Here is a 14,420-nt window from a genome sequence, read left to right as displayed (position 1 = left end):
ACCTGATCAAAAGAGCGCCCGCAGCAAACCACTCATCGAGCGCTTGCCGGCATCGAGCCGATAGGACAGGCCGCGGCGGGCTTGGCGGTTCGGCAGAATTGCCGTGACGATGAGAAAGACCACCATCGTGCCTTTGGACTTGAGAGAGTTGTCACCAGAGCTAATCTTTCTGACGAGGCGCCACAGGATCATTGGCGGGACGCGCCGGCGCTCCGCAATCGCAAGGTAGATCGAGCGCTCCAGGAAAAACTGCGTTTCCTCTGTCGCGACAAGTTCTTTGGCCCTTCCCAGCGGCCCAAGCAGGCGTCGCAGATGCGCCATCCGTTCCACAAAACGTGCGATCTCGCGGCGCAGGATTTCAGCATCCAGGGGCCGTCCGAGCCCTGAATCATTGCGGTCATGGATCCGATAACGCCCAAGCGGAGTGGACAGGCTGACGACATCGCCGAAGAAGGGCGCTGCAAACAGCAGCACACCGTCGACTGCGCGGTCGTAGGCCGCATCATGTAGGAGCGCGCAGACATCACGTCGAAACACATTGCCGGATGTCGGCGGGGTGACATAGGTTCCGTTTTTCAAGACGCTTAGCGCCAGCGCGCCCGCGTCACGAAAGGCCGTAAGTTTCGGGACGGGTTCACCGATAATCACGCCATCGCGATCTGTGCGTAGCAACGGAAACTGGAGTTTTGCAACGCCATCATCAAGCTTGGCCAGGATGGTCGCAAGCGAGCCGGGAAGAAGTGCATCGTCGGCATCGAGGAAGAGGACGAACGGGGCTTGCGTCTTGCTCAATCCATAAATACAGGCAGCGCGCTGGCCGCAATTGCTGATGCGATGCGCCGAAACGGGGTGACGTTGGATGATGTCCCAGGATCCATCGGTCGAACCATCGTCGACAATGATCAATTCGCAGTCGTTGCATTTCTGTTCAAGCACGCTTCGTATCGCGTCTTCGACGTAGTCCGCGTAGTTGAAGCACGCAATGATGACGGCCAGACGGGGCGGCGCTGGATGAAGCGCTGCTGCGCCCTTTTTCGTCGTCATCGCCGTGCCTTGTTGAGAACGGTGCCAACCACATTGGCGCCGGCACGCCGCAGCATCTGAACGGCCTCGATCACCTCCTCGATGGTCGTCTCACCAGCCTGTGCCACGACAATGACGGCATCAGCGTAGGCAGACAGCGCCAAGGCATCCATCGATGCCTGGAGAGGGGGAAGATCAAGGATGACATCGCCCTTCGCGCGCGCTGCCTCCAGGATCCGCTGAACGCGGGGATTTCTAAAATCGATGAACAGGTTGGCGTTCGTATCGCGCGAGTGGATGGGCAGGACGACCATGCCTTCGACCTTGCCGAAGGAAATCTCTTCGATTGGCAGTCCGCCAAAGGCAGCGTCGGCAAGAGATGCCGAAGGTGACGCATAGGCTTCCACTTCGACAGGCCCGTCTGATGCTGGCGGGTTCTGGAACAGTGTCACATGGCGGCCGCTTCTACTGATCAGCTGCGCCAGACTGGTGGAGATCATGGTAACGCCGGCCCCTTGCGACCACGACACGACAGCGACGGCAATGCTGGTGTCGCTGCGCAAGCTGGTGCAAGCGATCTCTACAGACGTTCTGAGGTCATGAATGGCGCGAACAAAGCCAAGGTGCCTTGCACCGACATTCCAGGGAACGCCGTTGGCGTCTGGCGCAACCGGGATTGCGCCAAGGCAGGCAATTCCGCTGTCACGCGAAAGCTCGCGTGCGTCCCGCACCTTTCTATCGAGAGCCAGCCGGACGGCCACAAGCCCGAAGCCACCGAGAAGCCCAAGGACGCCACCGAGCGCAGTGATGAGGGTTTTGCGCGGCGCCGACGGGCCAAGTGGCGTCAGTGCGGCGCCGATGACACGCGCATCGGCGTCGGGCGTCGGGATGGCAGGAAGGGATCCTTCGTGCATGGCAAGGCGGGCGGCCTCCATCTGTCCCGACAGGCTATCCAACCGTCCCTGCAGGGCTTCGGTTCCCGCCCTGGCCATCTGTTCCTTGAACGCAATGGCCTGGAATATGTAGCCCGAGACGACGGCGTTTGCGACCCGCGCCGGCAAGCTCGGATCAGATGACGAGTAGTCGACCTCGATGACGAAGGATTGGCCGACGCGGCGCGCATTGAGGCGCTTGGCAAAATTCAGGAATGCCGCGCGTTCGGCATCGTTGACGAGCATTGCTTCCTCGCTCACCGGGTCGCGCGCGCTCTTGGCAACCCCGGCCCGGGACGGCGCGACTGCGGTGCTGATCGTCGACAGCATCCGGTCGATCAGACCCGGCTGATCCGCGCTCAGTTCAGCGCTGTCCATCAACCCCAGACTTTCAAATACCGACGACAGCAACCGCTCCGACCGGATCGTCTGCAGTTCGCTGTCTGCGCGATTGAGATCGAAGCCCTGCTGAAGAGAAAATTCCTGCCCCGAGGCGGCCGACTGGCGCGGCTCCAGGAGCAGCGTTGCCGTTGACGTAAAAGTGGGCGGCAGCGAATGGGCGTAAAGACCGGCGAAAGCCAAGCCGGCGATGGTGCAGGCAACAAGGCTGACCTTGTGGCGAAAGCCAAGGGCAATCACCGCCCGCAACAGCACAAGTGGACCGTCGGCCCCGCTCTCGGGCTGCGCTTCGTCCAGCCGCCACACTCGGGAGGTTGCCTCAAGGGGCCGTGGTCTGTTGAACATCATTGCTTTTGCTGCCTCCAGCCGGGGTTCTTCGTTGTCGGGCGCGAACCGATTGCCGCGGCTCTTTCTGGCTCCAGCCGACCGCGCAGGATGTCGACGAGCGCAAGCAGGTTGCCCTTGGCCCTACCCCTTCTGTCGATGAAGGGTTCGGACCAAAAGGTGCGAACGAAGTTGGTCGCAGTGTTGCGAAAGATATGATCTGCAGCATTGATCAGGCTCATTGTCCCCTTGCCCATCATATAGATGGGATTGATCACCTGCGAATATCCCAGACGTTCGCCACTGACCCGGCCGCTCTTGACGCCCATGTGCACACCAAAGGCTTGCGACCACCGGATCAGCCGGCCTCCCTGGCGCGCCAGCGCGGCTGCAAAATCCCGGTCTTCAAGCCAACCGTAAAGGACAAGACGCTCGTCGAAGCGCACGTCGCCGATTGCCGCAACCCGGAAAGCCATGTTGCAGCCGTAGGGGCTATAGGGCTCGGTCCATTCACCTTTCTGTTCACCCGCTGCGGCAACGAGGCGCACGGCCTCATCGAATGCGATCCCGGGCCCCTTGATATCATCGGCGACCACATGGCCCGTAAAGCCAACGACCTGGCTCTCGTCCCGAAAGACCAGCGCAGCCTCAGCAAGCCAATTGGCGTCCGCAACGAAATCGTCATCGAAGAAAGCCACGATTTCGGTTCCTGGCTTCAGGCTGGCGAGAGCCGTATTTCGCTGTGCTGCAAGCCCCGGCGGTCCGCTCAGGATCGTCACGCCTGCAAGCGAGGCAAGATCTCCCGCGTCGGCTGGATCAACGCAGGATATGATGACCGTGTCGGGCCTCAGGCTCTGGGTTTTCAAGAAGTGCCTTACCGTGGCGGCGACAACGTCTGGCCTCCCGCGTGTTGCAAAGACGACGGCGATCTTCGGTGCGGGGCTTGGCGGCGGCGCATGGACCGGCAAGGTCGCGCAAGGCTGTTGCAGGAGGTCCAAGTATCCTTCTGCGGATTGGGCCCACGAGAACCGGCGGGCATTTTGCGCTCCGCGGCCGACGAGATCGTCGCGCAGCTGCTTCGACTGCAAGAGAGCACGAACATGACCAATCCACTGGTGCGGGTCGAAGGGCGACGCAAGCAGCGCCGCGCCGCCACATACTTCCGGCATGCTTGCGCAGTCCGACGAAACGACGGGGCAGCCTCTGGCCATCGCCTCCAGGATCGGCAAGCCGAAGCCCTCCGTCAGCGACGGAAAGGCGAGACAAAGCGCGCGGTCCAGAAGATAGGCGAGATCGTCGTCCGATACCCTGCCATAAAGATAAACGTTGGATCGATCCTGCAGCAGCTCGGGAGCGAATATGCCGTCGCCACCGCCAGCCATGATGATGTCGACGCCCAGCTTCTCGAGGTCGGGTGCGATATCCATCAGAAGCGAAACGTTCTTGTGGCGGGCCCTGGATCCGAGGGCCAGCACGTAGGGACGCGGCTCGCGCAGGGCAAGCTGCCCCGGAACAGACGTGGCTCGTTCGGGCGCCCAGGCCAACGCATGCTCGTGCCCGTTCGGCAAGATCGCGATGCTTGCCAGAGAAACCGGCAGGTGTCGGGCAATTTGGCGCGCGGCGGCCTGTGAGACGGTTGCGATTCGCGCCGAGCGGCGTGCAAGCAGTGGCTGGAGGCTATGATAGAGCGCCCGGAACATGAAACTGTAGCTGCCAGGGGCAGCAAAAATGTTGGCGTCGTGAATGCAGACAATCTGGTCGCTCTTGATTGCAGGCGCTGTATTGCAAAGGTTCAGGAGCCTTTCTGCGGCCACCCTTGCTGGCAATTCGACCTGCTCCCACGCGTGTCCGGTCAAGGCGCCGCCCGCATCCAGTCGCAGCCTGGCAAATCCCGGATCCTTTGCATCAGTTGGCGCAAGAACGACGGATTGATGCGCACCCTTGGAACTGTCGATCGCGCCGACAATGTTGCGGGCATAGCGCTGCACGCCAGTCATCGTCTGCGTCAAGAACCGGCCGTTGATGGCAAATGAGGCGCTCATCTCAGAGCTCCCGCCGGCCGCAAGGGCGAAGGCAAGGCTGGGTCTCGATCATATCTGCCAAGCATCTCCATATCGGCCGTTTCCACATGCAATGTTCGTTGTTGCCTGAGAGGCTTGCTCGCCCGCCAGCATATCCTTCACGCGCACCAATCTCCGGGCAGATCGATCAGACTGAAATGAGGATGTATGCCTGGGGCCCGCGCGTTTGACGGCTAATAGCTGCCGCGCGAGCGCAAGACGGCAGGAACCGTTTTGAACAATATCGCCAGATCGCCAACGATGCTTCGCTCTTTGACGTAGCGCACGTCGAGCTGGACGCGCTCGCCATAGCTCGTGTCGCTGCGCCCGCTCACCTGCCAAAGTCCGGTGAGACCGGGACGAACCTTGATGTAGTCGGCGAAGTGGACGCCGTAGAGTTCGGCTTCGCTTGCCACGATCGGGCGCGGTCCGACGAGACTCATCGTGCCCTGAATGACGTTCAAAAGCTGCGGGATTTCGTCGATGCTGCTCTTGCGAAGAAGAGCGCCAAACGGTGTTATGCGCGGGTCGTCCTTGAGCTTGCGGGTGGCATTCCATTGTGCCCTGTGATGCGGATTGGCGGCCAGATGGCGCGTCAGGATCTCATCGGCATTGGTTACCATGGTGCGAAACTTCAAGCAGTGAAACATCACACCGTTCTTGCCGATGCGGCGATGGGCGATGAAGATCGGGCGCCCCTGCAATACCATGAGGATCGCGATCAGCATCAGGATCATCGGTGCCAGTACGACCAGCCCGACCAGCGCAAGGATCGCGTCAAGGCTGTATTTCCCAATTCCAGCAACGACCGCCGAGGCGTCCCTCTTTGACTGAGTAAAACCATGCACGGGCACGCTGCGGCTACGTTGTCTCGATTTTTCGAACGTGTCGAACTCTCGGCCGAGATCAATTTCCCTCATCCGCTTACTCCCAACATTACTGAAACTATTTCTGGGCATGCGCAGAAAATGCCCGAGCGGGCAAGCACAAGAACGTTAACAAGTATTAAACGATTTGACAATAAGATTATTGCACCGCACTATACAAGGGTGCAACGCGGAAACGAGGCATACTTCGAAGAAGTTATTGTCTTATTTCTATTATAGAACGGCTCTAGTCTGTCGAACTATACATATCGAAAACTAGATAGGTTCGCCGCGCGTTTTGGCACGCCACAGTAAGTATTACTCATGTGTGTTTTGTGGAGCATTGCGTGCGAGTAGCGATCATACATTACTGGCTGGTAGGCATGCGCGGCGGCGAGAAAGTCCTCGAGGCGTTGTGCGACATATTCCCGACCGCGGATATCTATACGCACGTCTGCGACCCTGGCGCGATTTCCGACGCGCTGAAGGCTCATCGGATCCAGACGACGTTCATCGGTGCGCTGCCATACGCGCGCAAAATGTACAAGCGGTACCTGCCTCTGATGCCGATGGCACTGGAGCAGATTGATCTGGGGGCCTACGACCTCGTTATCAGCAGTGAGTCGGGACCGGCCAAGGGCATCATCCCGACCTCTCCTGCCTTGCACATCTGCTACTGCCACTCGCCGATGCGCTATATCTGGAACATGTACAACAAGTACTACGACAGCTCAGGCCTCATGACCCGCCTGATGATGCCGCCGATGGCGCATTATTTGCGAACCTGGGATGTTGCCACGGCCAATCGGGTCGATGATTTCGTCGCCAACTCGACAACCGTTGCGCAGCGCATCAGGAGCTATTACCGCCGCGATGCATCAGTTATCCATCCACCGGTCGACACCGCAGCTTTCAAACCGGTGCCCGCCTGCGAACTCGGCGACTACTACCTGATGGTCGGCGAACTCGTCAGCTACAAGCGGCCCGACCTTGCCGTTGAGGCCTTCAATCGTCTCAAAGCCAAGCTCGTGGTGATCGGCGGCGGTGAAATGCTCGAACATCTGAAGAAGATCGCCGGGCCTACGGTGACGATCCTCGGTTCTCAGAAATTCGATGTTCTCAAGCACCATTATGCGCGCTGTAAGGCGCTGGTATTTCCCGGCGAAGAGGATTTCGGGATCGTGCCGGTCGAGGCCATGGCAAGCGGCCGGCCGGTCGTGGCCTTCGGGCGCGGCGGGGCCACCGAGACCGTGGTTGCCGACAAGACCGGAGTGTTCTTCAAAAATCAGACGATCGAGGATCTGATGGATGCCGTTCAACGCATGGAAAGGCTCGATTTCAATCCGGCCGATGCAGTTTTGCGTGCGGCGGACTTTCGCCGTGAGGTCTTCACAAACCGGTTCCGTACCTTCATCGAACGCGCAACCGGCACCAAGCTTGCCGATCCGGCTCAGTCGCGACGCGACAGCATCCATAAACCCTCGCCTCATGGAGCACAGCATGTCAGTTAGATCCGTCAGGCCATCCGGGGCCGGTACTGACTTTCTCGGCCAGCTGTCCAGGGTCTTTCGACGTCTTGCTGCGGCAGCCGTTGTCGCGTCTTTTGGTAGCTGCGTTACGGCGGCGCAAGATTATCTGCTCGGCCCACAAGACGTGCTCAAGATCCGCGTTTTTGAATGGCGACCGAGCACAGGCGCCCCCTTTGAATGGGTGCCGCTGACGGGTGAGTTCGCAATATCGGCGGCGGGAAACCTCTCCTTGCCAATCATCGGAACAGTGCCGGCCGCCGGCAAAACCCTCGAACAGGTTTCAGACTCGATCGGCGAGCGCCTGCAAAACCAGGTAGGGCTGCAAAAGCGGCCGAATGCCTCTGTTGAAATATCCTCCTACCGTCCGTTTTTCGTGACCGGGATGGTGGCAACGCCCGGCAAGTATAGCTTCAGTCCAGGCCTGACGGTCGTCCAGGCGCTCAGCATGGCAGGCGGCATCGGGCCGGTTGACGCGAACCTTATCAGCCTGCAGCGGGACGCCCTGTCTGGTCGCGGCGATCTGCGCGCGCTCGAGGCCGAGCGGCTCGAGCTTGTTGCGCGCCAGGCACGCATCGATGCTATCCTCGATAACGCCTCTGAGATCAAGTTTCCCGCGGAACTGACAACGCGAAAGGACGAGCCTGGAATTGCACGCATGCTGACGGAGGAAGAAGCTCTGTTTGAGACCCGCATGCGCGCGATGGAAACCGAGATTGACGCACTCAATCAGGCAAAGATACTTGCGGCCAATCAAATTTCGGCCCTGAAAGAAAAGGCCGCATCGCTTGGCAAGCAGATCGAGCTTGCCAACAGGGATCTAGGTTCGGTCAACAAGCTTGTTTCGCAGGGATTGACGGTCTCCACCCGCCAACTTGGCGCCAACCAGAACCTCGCCGACCTGGAAAGCCGCAATCTTGATGTTTCGCTGGCCGTCCTGAAAACACAGCAGGATCTGGCCAAGGTCGACCAGGACATCGGCGACGTACGCAACCGCTATCGCATTAGCGCTCTGACCGAAGCAGCCGAATTGCGAGATCGCTTCGCTTCCAATCTAAAAAAGACGGAAACGGCAAGCGACCTCTTGAAAAACCTGGAAGTCCGGGCGCCTGCCGCAATCGCTGCCCTGGAGGAAGACAAGGATACTTATGCGTTCACCACGACGATCAGCCGTGTAATCGACGGCAGCAACCAGAGCTTGATTGTCTCCGATAACGAGCCGGTGGTGCCTGGCGACGTTATCCGCGTCGAAAGACGTCAGCGGGGGGGATCAACTGCCGTGGCCAACAACAACTGACAGTTCCCGGCTGGTCTGAGACGCGGGCTAAAGCTGAAACCTGTGTTGGCAGATCGGCTTATCTCTCGTCTTCTTCAGAGAATTTTAGCTTGCCTATGTCAGGTATATGGCCGATGATTGTGCAGGGTTGTCCTGCACAGGAGGTCGGAGCAGCCTATGGGGTGGGCATTTGCAATTTGTTTCGTCATAGGCGCGATTTGCGCCTTGCGTCTGCCTATTCTTATTTTCACCCTCATCGTTGTTTTCGTGATGCTGGGATACGCCATTGTCGGTGTTACGACAGGCAGCGGAATCCTTGCGGCCATCGGCTGGGCTATGGCGCTCGCCACATTGCTCGAGGCTGGATATCTGTTCACTCACGCGATCCTCTATTGCGTGTATACGCGTCGCGCCAGCGGCGCACGGTCTTCCCGGAAGATCCAGTCGAAATATACTGCTGACTAAATAAGTCTCCTGACAGGTTGCGATTGCACGACGGGTTGTGTCGGCAGGACGATAAAGTCACGGTTTGCGATAGAGCGGGAATGAACCGTAGAAACGGTTGGACAGGACGAGAAGAAATCCCGCTTTCGTTTTAATCTTTACTATTGCATTTTGCGCCGCACTGCACAATTATATTACCTCAGTCACGGTAATTATTGTGCGCTGCGCAATTATTATAAAACGCCCGAATATCGTTTAAATATATTACGGATACGACCCGATCGGCTCAAAGAGGATCTTGTCATGGAGCTGAGTACCGCCAGGCTCGGGCAAAAGCGTCCCTTTCCTTCCCCCTCGCGCCGAAAAATTCTCTATCTCCAGCCGGGCACTCAGTCCTTTGCCGGGATCGAGCGCGTAGTCGATACGATTTGCTGCAAACTCACCGAAAAATACGCCGATGATTTCGAGGTTGACGTTCTTTACACGTCCGCCCATGAGAACCGACCGGCAGATCGAAATTATCACGCCATCGATCGGCGCCCTCGCGGCAGACTGCAGCTGATGAATACATTTCGCGAGGTTATCAAGAGCAAGGATTACGATCTGATCGTCGTCCCTCAGATAGAACCTGCCGTGATCGCAATGCTTTCGTGCCTCGGCATTCGACGGAACTTCGTCGTCCATCTGCACGGCAATCCGAAGCGGGAATGCAGCCATCTGAAGGCAAGGATCTTGTTCTTTCTGATGAAGGCATTCTTTCTCGAGCGTGCGTCTTACATATTTGGAACCTCACCGCGTCAGCTTGCATCCTTTCGCGAGATGTTTGGCAGCAAGGTTCCACAATACTGGGTTCCAAATCCGGTCCGCAGGTTCCAGGGTGTCGACGCAACGAGCGGCGGCGAGGCGGGGTGCGTAACGTTTGTCAATGTGGGTCGCTTTTCCTATCAAAAAGGTCAAGACATTCTCGTCAGAGCCTTTGCGCAGGTCTACAAGCAGCGCAAGAACGCGCGTCTGAAGATCGTTGGCCATGGCGCCGGCGAAGCGGATCTGCGCCATCAGATTGACCAGCTTCAGCTTCGCGACGTCGTCACGATCGAGCACCACCCGGACAACCCGCAACCTGCGCTCTCGGCCAGCGATATCTACGTGTCGACGTCCCGCTGGGAGGGTTGGTCACTCGCCATATGTGAGGCGCTGCGCTTTGGGCTGCCGGTCATTTCGACCGATTGCGAATTCGGTCCGAGCGACATTCTCGTGGACCCGAGACTTGGGCGGCTGGTCGATCCCGAGGGCGGCGCTTCCCTCGTTGCCGCAATGGTTCATTACTGCGATAACGTGACCGCCGAAAAGGCCAATGCGGACTTCCGCAAGTCCTTTATCGATCAATACAGCGAAGATCTGGTGGTCGACGTGCATGCGAGTGCGCTGCGCGCCGCTGCGCGCTAGTCATCACGGCTTGTTTCCTGGAGGACGTCAATGGCCGGACGCAGCTTGTCCAGAAGAGGCTTCATCTCGACGACGATCGCGCTTGCATATGCGGGCCTCGGACCGGAGCGACCCGCACTTGCCGATGCTGACGATCCAACGACGGGACGCAGCCTCGCCTTCGAAGACAATTTTTCAAAGCTCGATTGGTCGGTCTGGAATGCCGGCCCCAAGGCAGGACAGTCGGATCCAGGCTTTTATGGACGTTCGGCCTTTGCAAGACGCACCGGCGAAGAAGGGTTCAACCCCTACTCCATCGTCGACGATGCGCGCGCAATTGACGGCAAGGCACTTGAGATTTCCGCCAAGTACATTGGCGCGCCAATGTCGGTCCCAAGCTACTACGGCAACAACCACAGCGAATATCAGTGGATTTCGGGAAACATCCAGACAGCGAAGAAGGATGGCACTGTCACCGAAGGCTGGCGACGGGGCTACTTCGAAGCGCGGATGCTTTTCCCGAGCCATCCACTGAGCTGGCCGGCATTCTGGCTGATGAACGCTCGCAGCGTTCTCGGTACACCGACCAGCATCGAGCTCGACGTCGTCGAGCACAAGGGCTTCGAGTTGTCCCAATATGGAACCTATCTGCACGAATGGGGTCAACCTGGAGAACACCACGAGGGCACCGGTGTGCCCGCAGGCGTTGATCTGACCAAGGACTATCACCGCTACGGCATACTGGTTGATGACACCAAGTGCGTGCCCTATTTCGAGCGCAAGCCCGTCGTTGATACCCGCACCGGCCAGCCGGCGAACTGGCAAATTAATCGCTCCCCTGACCTCGATGTCGATGGCGACGTTTTTTGGCCTCTGCTCACGCTCGCATTGCGCGCCGACGTCCCATATCCGAAGGAGCTGACGCCGGATCAGCTTCAGACCCATATGCGGGTAGACTATTTGCGCGCTTATGTTTGACGTTTGCTTGCGATTACTCGCGGCACAAGGCGACGCGCATGGGCCCGCTCTTCGAGCGCCGCGCCACGCAAGGGCAGGACCGGAATCTCGCCTATCCTTGGAACCGGCCGGCTGGCGCAAAGGCCGGCCAGGACGAAGAATAGAAGCCCGAGATCCACGGTTGGTCCAGCCACCAGAGAGCCGATCAATAGCGCCAGGCAGCCGTTCAAGGCTGCAAGCCTGACGTCGGATTCGAACGTGCGGGCAGACAGACCAGGTCTGAACGCCGTCATCGCAAACAACAGGAACATGACGGCACCCGGAATGCCGACATTCGACAAAAGCGCGAGCGGGAAGCTCGACGTGCGCGCTGTGCCCAATCCCACCCCGAGGCCAACCGTGTCGACGAAGTTCTGCAGCGCTGCAGCGTTCCACGACCCGCGTTCCACTGCTGAACTGGACGTCGATTTGCTCAGCACCAACAGGTCCACATAGTCATAAAGCGCTTGAAAAAGGTTCTCCTGAAGCACGACGAGAAGCGAGAGCGCCAGGACGATCGGTGGAGCAAGAAGAACGACGGCCGTGCTACGCTGGCTCTGCGGCCCAACACCGCACCGCAAAACCGCAGTGAGGTAAAGCAGAAGCAGGCAGATCGGGGCGGCAATCAAGCCAGTCGAGGAGGTCGACAGGATGATCAAGGCAAACGAACATAAGGCGAGCGGCCCGGTCCACCGGACCTGACGGCCACAAATCCAGAGGCTCGCGGTAAACCCGAAGGCGCCGAGCGTCATCCCGGCAAAGGCTGACGCCTCCGGCCATGACCCGACGATACGTTTCATGCCGTTGACGGTATCACTGTCGTGAAATGTGTACTGCGCATTGCGCACGAACTGCAAAAGGTCCGCGGTCCCCGTTGCACTGGTCGCGAGATCCAATGCGGCAAACAACATGTTGACGACGGCATAGGCGACAAGCCCATTGAGCGTTGCGCGAAAACCAGATGGCGTCGCGCACACCGCGGTGATTGTCACGAAACACAAAAGGTCTGCGGCAAGATATATCGTTTGGGTCACGTTGCTTGAGACGGGACCGAGCGGCACGGTGCCGCCGGTCGAAGGATATTCAGACGCCCCAAGGGGTATGATGTAGCTCATTCCGGCAAACAGCCGCGGCGAAAAATAGGCCGAGATGGCGCCGTAGGCCACCAGGCATGCCAACCAGAACGCCGGCCGACCAAAGCGAAACGTCCCTGTTACCACAGCCGGCAGTTCGCTTTTGCCAAGTGCGGCGGCCGTGAGGAACAACAGAAAGAGATGGGCCGGAGGAACGCTGGACCCGCCGAAGGTCAGCGCCGCGGCAGAGCCGAGCAATGTCAATACGATAAAGGTCTGAACCGTCGCTTTGTATCCGCGCGTCAAACAGTAAAAACCCAAAACGACGGTGATTATCCCGATCGGCTCTACCATGCAGGCGCCCTGCCATCGGGTTCAGCACCATGGTTGGCCGCCGTCCCTTCGATCGTCGAACCTGCCGGACCATTCCGGTATCGCCGCGTTGGATCTGATAGTGCTCGATCTTGTGGACCGCCAAGACAATCGCTTTGCTGCAGCAATGATCCCTCCAGATCCGTTCACGTCGGATGCGTCTTCGAACTCAAAACGCAGCGGCGCGTTATTATGGCGCGCACAAGAAATACTATCGCGCTGCATTGCAGCATACATCTGCCCGAGGCACTTGAAAAGTGTGATCCGTTAAACGCGGCACTCAACGGGACAACTCCAGTTCGTCCCGCTTACCGAAACAGTTCGCTTTCGCCACACAACCACATCTTATTGATAGTCCTATATTTTGTTCCGGCACGCAAGACTTGTGGGTCCGTCAATGAACAAGCAATCAGCTGCGAATGCCCGTTCATCGACGCTCTGGTCGCCACCTTGAAACTCTCGCATTGCATTCGCACTTGCAAAAATGCGGACGCCATGTGAATTTCTCCAAAAAATGGCGAGAAACTATTCATGAAGCGTTTTACCGAATTAATGCGGGCGCCTGGCATCTATATACGCATGCTTTGCGCCACATTCGTATTTTTTCTTCTCTGCTGGTATCATTATGGCAGCATAGCAATTTCCATATACTACAGTGTTATTTGCATTGTTCTGATGCAGGTGGGCTATGTCGGCGGCGTGCTGTACCTTGTCTGGCGAGAGGCCAAAGACCGGCGAGCGCATTGACTTGTCCGAGGTCCGGGAGCCCGCTAACGAAGCGCCGATCTTGACGAAGGTACCTGGCGACGGTCAGTTTCCGCCAAACAGACCGTCCGCAAGTTTCTCTTATTTGAAGTCCGTCCAGCATATACGCAGACAGGGACTGTCTCCTGCCCGCAATCGTCGCGCCGGCGTCCGAAACCTTCATCCGGCGCTTTCGGCGAAACTAGTTTTCATCCTTTCGAAAGGCAGCCTCCCCGGCGTCCGATACCTCGACCCATCGTTTGTCCGGCGCTGCGTCAGCGTCGTAGTTGTCGTGCCAGTTCCACCACTTGTAGGTCGGGGTCTGCGGATAGCCTTCGGGCGAGTCTTCCCAGACCTCCTGGCGGCCGAGCGGCGTTCCCATCGCCTCATCGCCGCGGCTGTTGATGAAATAGGTCCGGAAAATCTGCCCACCGTGGCGGATGAACACGTTATGCCCATGCCACTCGTCGACGCCGAAGTCTCTGTCGAAGCTGTCCGTAATGGTGTACCAGGGCATCTTCCAATCCATCCGCTCCTTCAGGCGCACAATGTCGGCCTGCGGCGCGCGCGAGGCGTAAACAAGCGTCGTGTCACGTGCGTTGAGATGGGCAAGGTTGCTGACCTGGTCGGCGCCGAGCGAGCAACCGCGGCAGGCGTGTTCTGGCCAGCCATAAACACCGGGCTCGAAGAACGCGCGGTAGACGATCAGTTGCCGGCGCCCTTCAAACAGGTCCAGCAGGCTCATTTTGCCCTTTTGTCCTTCGAACACGTAGTCCTTCTCCACGGCCATCCACGGCATGCGTCGACGCTCGGCTGCCAGCATGTCTCGTGCGTGAGTGAAGGCCTTTTCCTTCCCAAGCATCGCCGCGCGCGCGTCCTCCCAGGCCTGCCTGGAGACGACGGGCGGTGTCTTCATGTGGTTCGTCATCGCTCTTATCCCATCCTGTCAGTTTGCTGTGA

At 58.6% G+C, this 14,420-nt stretch carries 12 protein-coding genes; 6 read left to right on the top strand and 6 right to left on the bottom strand.

Annotated features, from left to right (window positions below):
- Nucleotides 1-6: 6 nt before the first annotated feature.
- The 4 genes from ATY79_RS28845 to ATY79_RS28830 form a co-directional block, all read right to left on the bottom strand.
- Nucleotides 7-1,044 (bottom strand): glycosyltransferase family 2 protein, encoded by a 1,038-nt coding sequence (locus ATY79_RS28845; protein WP_088705641.1) that lies wholly within the window; start codon nt 1,042-1,044, stop codon nt 7-9.
- A complete protein-coding gene (locus tag ATY79_RS28840; protein WP_088705640.1) occupies nt 1,041-2,702 on the bottom strand; it encodes a Wzz/FepE/Etk N-terminal domain-containing protein in 1,662 nt (553 codons plus the stop codon). The genes ATY79_RS28845 and ATY79_RS28840 overlap by 4 nt, the downstream gene beginning before the upstream one ends.
- Nucleotides 2,699-4,720 carry a glycosyltransferase gene (locus ATY79_RS28835; RefSeq protein ID WP_088705639.1) on the bottom strand — a complete coding sequence of 674 codons (2,022 nt, stop codon included), beginning with the start codon at nt 4,718-4,720 and terminating at the stop codon, nt 2,699-2,701. The genes ATY79_RS28840 and ATY79_RS28835 overlap by 4 nt, the downstream gene beginning before the upstream one ends.
- 212 nt (nt 4,721-4,932) lie before the next feature.
- Entirely contained in the window at nt 4,933-5,658 is a 726-nt protein-coding gene (locus ATY79_RS28830; RefSeq protein WP_088705638.1) for a sugar transferase, read from the bottom strand.
- A gap of 329 nt (nt 5,659-5,987) precedes the next feature.
- On the opposite strand from ATY79_RS28830, the gene ATY79_RS28825 reads away from it, so the two are divergent.
- From ATY79_RS28825 to ATY79_RS28805, 5 genes are all read left to right on the top strand, one after another.
- Nucleotides 5,988-7,115 carry a glycosyltransferase gene (locus tag ATY79_RS28825; protein WP_088705637.1) on the top strand — a complete coding sequence of 376 codons (1,128 nt, stop codon included), beginning with the start codon at nt 5,988-5,990 and terminating at the stop codon, nt 7,113-7,115.
- A complete protein-coding gene (locus ATY79_RS28820; RefSeq protein ID WP_245312467.1) occupies nt 7,105-8,427 on the top strand; it encodes a polysaccharide biosynthesis/export family protein in 1,323 nt (440 codons plus the stop codon). Before ATY79_RS28825 ends, ATY79_RS28820 begins: the two co-directional genes overlap by 11 nt.
- 156 nt (nt 8,428-8,583) lie before the next feature.
- Nucleotides 8,584-8,871: a hypothetical protein gene (locus ATY79_RS28815; protein ID WP_088705635.1), complete on the top strand. Its 288-nt coding sequence runs from the start codon at nt 8,584-8,586 to the stop codon at nt 8,869-8,871.
- Nucleotides 8,872-9,153: 282 nt separating this feature from the next.
- Entirely contained in the window at nt 9,154-10,296 is a 1,143-nt protein-coding gene (locus ATY79_RS28810; protein WP_088705634.1) for a glycosyltransferase, read from the top strand.
- Between the two features lie 30 nt (nt 10,297-10,326).
- Nucleotides 10,327-11,253 (top strand): family 16 glycosylhydrolase, encoded by a 927-nt coding sequence (locus ATY79_RS28805; protein ID WP_088705633.1) that lies wholly within the window; start codon nt 10,327-10,329, stop codon nt 11,251-11,253.
- Here the strand turns inward: ATY79_RS28805 and ATY79_RS28800 are convergent.
- The gene (locus tag ATY79_RS28800; RefSeq protein WP_088705632.1) at nt 11,244-12,698 is read right to left on the bottom strand and encodes a hypothetical protein; all 1,455 of its coding nucleotides are present in this window, start codon (nt 12,696-12,698) and stop codon (nt 11,244-11,246) included. The two genes, ATY79_RS28805 and ATY79_RS28800, sit on opposite strands and share 10 nt — an antisense overlap.
- A 549-nt stretch (nt 12,699-13,247) precedes the next feature.
- Between ATY79_RS28800 and ATY79_RS28790 the strand changes: the two genes are divergently transcribed.
- Nucleotides 13,248-13,463: an exopolysaccharide production repressor protein gene (locus tag ATY79_RS28790; RefSeq protein ID WP_088705630.1), complete on the top strand. Its 216-nt coding sequence runs from the start codon at nt 13,248-13,250 to the stop codon at nt 13,461-13,463.
- Nucleotides 13,464-13,662: 199 nt separating this feature from the next.
- Here the strand turns inward: ATY79_RS28790 and ATY79_RS28785 are convergent, their stop codons facing one another.
- Nucleotides 13,663-14,388, bottom strand: coding sequence for a DUF899 domain-containing protein (locus ATY79_RS28785; RefSeq protein ID WP_088705629.1), 726 nt, complete (start codon nt 14,386-14,388; stop codon nt 13,663-13,665).
- Nucleotides 14,389-14,420 lie beyond the last annotated feature (32 nt).

The organism is Rhizobium sp. R693 (assembly GCF_002211315.1).
Classification (GTDB): Bacteria; Pseudomonadota; Alphaproteobacteria; order Rhizobiales; family Rhizobiaceae; genus Rhizobium.
Note: the sequence above shows the minus strand (reverse complement) of the source record. Positions and strands in the feature narration are given on the sequence as shown.

What these genes read in the sequence shown, in the direction of transcription:
- ATY79_RS28840 (WP_088705640.1), bottom strand. Translation starts at nt 2,702, where the DNA reads ATGATGTTCAACAGACCACGGCCCCTTGAGGCAACCTCCCGAGTGTGG.
- ATY79_RS28805 (WP_088705633.1), top strand. Translation starts at nt 10,327, where the DNA reads ATGGCCGGACGCAGCTTGTCCAGAAGAGGCTTCATCTCGACGACGATC.
- ATY79_RS28810 (WP_088705634.1), top strand. Translation starts at nt 9,154, where the DNA reads ATGGAGCTGAGTACCGCCAGGCTCGGGCAAAAGCGTCCCTTTCCTTCC.
- ATY79_RS28785 (WP_088705629.1), bottom strand. Translation starts at nt 14,388, where the DNA reads ATGACGAACCACATGAAGACACCGCCCGTCGTCTCCAGGCAGGCCTGG.
- ATY79_RS28835 (WP_088705639.1), bottom strand. Translation starts at nt 4,720, where the DNA reads ATGAGCGCCTCATTTGCCATCAACGGCCGGTTCTTGACGCAGACGATG.
- ATY79_RS28830 (WP_088705638.1), bottom strand. Translation starts at nt 5,658, where the DNA reads ATGAGGGAAATTGATCTCGGCCGAGAGTTCGACACGTTCGAAAAATCG.
- ATY79_RS28815 (WP_088705635.1), top strand. Translation starts at nt 8,584, where the DNA reads ATGGGGTGGGCATTTGCAATTTGTTTCGTCATAGGCGCGATTTGCGCC.
- ATY79_RS28845 (WP_088705641.1), bottom strand. Translation starts at nt 1,044, where the DNA reads ATGACGACGAAAAAGGGCGCAGCAGCGCTTCATCCAGCGCCGCCCCGT.
- ATY79_RS28800 (WP_088705632.1), bottom strand. Translation starts at nt 12,698, where the DNA reads ATGGTAGAGCCGATCGGGATAATCACCGTCGTTTTGGGTTTTTACTGT.
- ATY79_RS28825 (WP_088705637.1), top strand. Translation starts at nt 5,988, where the DNA reads ATGCGCGGCGGCGAGAAAGTCCTCGAGGCGTTGTGCGACATATTCCCG.
- ATY79_RS28790 (WP_088705630.1), top strand. Translation starts at nt 13,248, where the DNA reads ATGAAGCGTTTTACCGAATTAATGCGGGCGCCTGGCATCTATATACGC.
- ATY79_RS28820 (WP_245312467.1), top strand. Translation starts at nt 7,105, where the DNA reads ATGTCAGTTAGATCCGTCAGGCCATCCGGGGCCGGTACTGACTTTCTC.